The 3,648-nt window shown below is 74.9% G+C and carries 4 protein-coding genes; 1 reads left to right on the top strand and 3 read right to left on the bottom strand.

Annotated features, from left to right (window positions below; translation table 11 throughout):
• The 3 genes from E1283_RS33830 to E1283_RS33820 all read right to left on the bottom strand — a co-directional run.
• Nucleotides 1–459, bottom strand: a 459-nt coding sequence (locus tag E1283_RS33830) for a helix-turn-helix domain-containing protein (protein ID WP_132821993.1), incomplete at its 3' end; no start/stop codon positions are given.
• A 79-nt stretch (nucleotides 460–538) separates the two neighbouring features.
• A complete protein-coding gene (gene purB / locus E1283_RS33825) occupies nucleotides 539–1,969 on the bottom strand; it encodes an adenylosuccinate lyase (RefSeq protein ID WP_132821992.1) in 1,431 nt (476 codons plus the stop codon).
• 11 nt (nucleotides 1,970–1,980) lie between these two features.
• On the bottom strand, nucleotides 1,981–2,781 hold the full coding sequence (locus E1283_RS33820) for an SGNH/GDSL hydrolase family protein (protein WP_132821991.1): 801 nt from the start codon (nucleotides 2,779–2,781) through the stop codon (nucleotides 1,981–1,983).
• 36 nt (nucleotides 2,782–2,817) lie between these two features.
• Between E1283_RS33820 and E1283_RS33815 the strand changes: the two genes are divergently transcribed.
• Nucleotides 2,818–3,648: MOSC domain-containing protein (locus tag E1283_RS33815; RefSeq protein ID WP_132821990.1), on the top strand; the 831-nt coding region annotated here is incomplete at its 3' end.

Genomic DNA, 3,648 nt, shown 5'->3' with positions numbered 1-3,648 from the left:
GACTTCACTTCGTCCAGCGCGCGCGAGCCTCGCCGCCTGCTCCGGCTGGCGCTGTTGCAGCGCGAGGTGGCTCATGCTGGCCAGGATGTTGGCCGTGAGCGCGCCGTCCGAACCGGCTCGGGCGAGCCGCCGTCCCAGCAGGTCGCCCAACACCGCGGACACCCGTCGCGGCCCCACCTCGACGCCCAACACCCGCCCCGACTCGGCACGGAACCGGAACCGGCGCGCCGGGCGCCCGAGCCGGCGCGCGCCGCCCGGCTCGGGCGCGTCCGTCTCCGTGACCAGCCCCGCCTGGGCCAACCCGTCGAGGACCCCCTCGACGGTGGGCCGGGAGAGCCCCGTCACCCGGGCCAGGTCCGTCAGCGAACAGGACGGCTGCGCGTCCCGCAGCGCCTTGAGCACCACCGCCGAGTTGATCCTGCGCAACAGCGAAGGGTCCCCGCCGAGTAGCCCACCCACGCCGCCTCCGACCACGTCAGTCCCCGCACGCCGGCACCAACCTACGCCGTCGGCCGGCCACCGCCGACCCGGCGACGCGCTACAGGATGGCGCCCGGCCGGTACCCGGCCGCCGCCGGATAGCGCTTGACGACGTCCTCCACCCGCGCCACCACGCCGGCCACCTGGCTCGCCGCGGCACCGGTGAACGACAGCCGGTCCGCCATCAGGGCGTCGAGCCCGGCCCGGTCGAGCGGAATCCGCTCGTCCGCCGCGAGCCGGTCGAGGAGCTCGTTGCGCTCCGCGCCCCCGCGCATCGCCAGCGCCGACGCCACCGCGTGCTCCTTGATCACCTCGTGCGCCGTCTCCCGGCCCACCCCGGCCCTGACCGCCGCCATCAGCACCTTGGTCGTGGCCAGGAACGGCAGGTACCGGTCCAGCTCGCGCGCCACCACCGGCCGGAAGGCGCCGAACTCGTCGAGCACCGTCAGGAACGTCTCCACCAGACCGTCGAACGCGAAGAACGCGTCGGGCAACGCCACCCGGCGCACCACCGAGCAGGAGACGTCCCCCTCGTTCCACTGGTCCCCGGCCAGCTCACCCGTCATCGACGCGTGGCCGCGCAGGATCACCGCCAGGCCGTTGACCCGCTCGCAGGACCGGGTGTTCATCTTGTGCGGCATCGCGGAGGAGCCGACCTGACCCGGCTGGAACCCCTCGGTCACCAGCTCCTGACCGGCCATCAGCCGGATCGTCTTGGCCAGCGAGGACGGCGCCGCCGCCAGCTGCGCCAGGGCCGTGGTCACCTCGTAGTCGAGCGACCGCGGGTACACCTGGCCCACCGAGGTCAGCACCTGACCGAAGCCCAGGTGGCCCGCGATCCGCCCCTCCAGCTCGGCCAGCTTCCGCTCGTCCCCGCCCAGCAGGTCGAGCATGTCCTGCGAGGTGCCCACCGGCCCCTTCACCCCGCGCAGCGGATACCGCGCCAGCAGCTCCTCCAGGCGCCCGAACGCCACCAGCGCCTCGTCGGCGGCGGTGGCGAAACGCTTCCCCAACGTGGTGGCCTGCGCCGGCACGTTGTGGGAACGCCCGGCCATCACCAGCTCGGCGTACTCGCCCGCGAGCCGCCCGAGCCGCGCCAGCAGCGCCACCGAGCGGTCCCGCACCAGTTCGAGCGAGAGCCGGATCTGCAACTGCTCGACGTTCTCCGTCAGGTCCCGGGACGTCATGCCCTTGTGCACCTGCTCGTGCCCGGCCAGCGCGTTGAACTCCTCGATGCGCGCCTTCACGTCGTGCCGGGTGACCCGCTCCCGCTCCGCGATCGAGGCCAGGTCCACGGACTCGACCACCCGCTCGTAGTCGGCCACCGCACCCGGCGCCACCGGCACGCCGAGCTCCTCGAGCGCCCGGAGCACCGCCAGCCACAGCCGGCGCTCCAACACCACCTTGTGCTCGGGGGACCACAGCCGCGCCAGTTCGACGGAGGCATAGCGGGTGGCCAGGACGTTCGGAATGCGGGGCTTGTCAGTCACGCCACCGGATTCTACGGGCCGCTCGCCGGCTCGGTCGGCTGGTCCTCCCAGGCCAGCGGCGCCAGCTCGGGGCGCTTGGGCGCCAGCCCGTCCCCCGAGGAGCGGCCCGTCAGCCGGCGCCCGATCCAGGGCAGCAGATGCACCCGGGTGAAGCGGAGGTCGGCGCTCCGCCGCGCCGCCCAGCCGGGCGGCAACAGGGCAGGCAGCGGCTCGTCCCAGTCGAAGGCCGGCGGGTGGCCGAGCCCCTGCCAGACGGCCTCGGCCACCCGCCGGTGGCCCTCCGGGGTCAGGTGCAGCCGGTCGTCCGCCCACAGCCGCGGATCGCCGAGCGCCCGCGACGCGTACAGGTCGACCACCACCGCGCCGTGCCGCTCGGCCAGCCCGTCGACGAAGGAGAACAACTGCTCCATCCGGCCCCGGTAGCGCCCCAGCCACGGGCCGCGCCGCCCCGGGCTGCGCATCAGCACCAGCGTCCCGCAGGCCGGCGCCAGCGTCGCCACCGACCGCTCCAACGCGTCGCACACCGCGGGCATGTCGCACCGCGGCCGCAGCACGTCGTTCAGCCCGCCGACCAGCGTCACCAGGTCGGCGCCCATCGCCGCGGCCACCGGCACCTGGTCCCGCGCGATCTGGTCGATCAGCTTGCCGCGCACCGCCAGGTTGGCGTACCTGAACCCGGCCCGCCGCCCGGCGAGCCGCAGCGCGAGCAGGTCCGCCCAGCCCCGGTACGTGCCGTCCGGCAGGGCATCGGACATCCCCTCGGTGAACGAGTCGCCGAGGGCCACGAAACTACGGAAATCAGCGCTGTCCATGACGGCATCATGGTAGGCCGACGAGGGAGACGACACATGGCCAGGGTCGTGCGGTTGACGACGTATCCGATCAAGGGCTGCGCCGGGGTGTCCCTGGACCGCGCCGTGCTGACCCCGGCGGGCCTCGCCCACGACCGCGCCTTCATGGTCGTCGACGCGGAGGGCCGGTTCCGCAGCCAGCGCCGCGACCCCGGGCTCGCCCGGATCCACCCGGTACCGAGCGCCGACGGCACCCGCCTCACGCTGCGCGCGGCCGGACTGCCCCCGCTCGTGTGCGCGACCGACGCCATCGGACCCCGTCGCCCGGTCACCCTGTTCGACAGCCCGTTCCACGGGATCGACCAGGGCCCCGAGGCGGCCGACTGGCTCTCCACCGCGCTCGGCGCGCCCAGCCGCCTGGTCCGGGTGCCACCCGAGCACGACCGGGTCACCGACGGCCTCGCCCCCGGCACCTCGGGGTTCGCCGACAGCTGCGCGGTGCACCTGCTCTCGCTCGCGTCCCTCGACCACCTCAACGCCCGCGTCGCCGCGCGCGGCGGCCGCCCGGTGCCGATCGACCGCTTCCGCGCCAACGTCGTGGTCGACGGCTGGGCGGCGCCGCACACCGAGGACCGTGCCCGCACGCTGAAGATCGGCGACGCCACCCTCCGGTACGCCAAGCTCGCCATCCGCTGCGCGGTCACCCTCGTCGACCAGACGACCGGCGACCGCGCCGGCCCCGAGCCGCTGCGCACCCTGGCCGCCTACCGCCGGGCCGCCGCGGGCGGGGTGGCCTTCGGCGCCAAGTTCGCGGTCGCCGGCCCCGGCACGCTGTCGGTCGGGGACCCGGTGCGGACGACGGAGCGGGGCGCGTCCGAACTCGGACGC

Source organism: Streptomyces hainanensis (assembly GCF_004348415.1).
GTDB classification, from domain to species: domain Bacteria; phylum Actinomycetota; class Actinomycetes; order Streptomycetales; family Streptomycetaceae; genus Streptomyces; species Streptomyces hainanensis.
Note: the sequence above shows the minus strand (reverse complement) of the source record. Positions and strands in the feature narration are given on the sequence as shown.

Coding starts and splice junctions, on each gene's coding strand:
- E1283_RS33820 (WP_132821991.1), bottom strand. CDS start 2,781: ATGGACAGCGCTGATTTCCGTAGTTTCGTGGCCCTCGGCGACTCGTTC.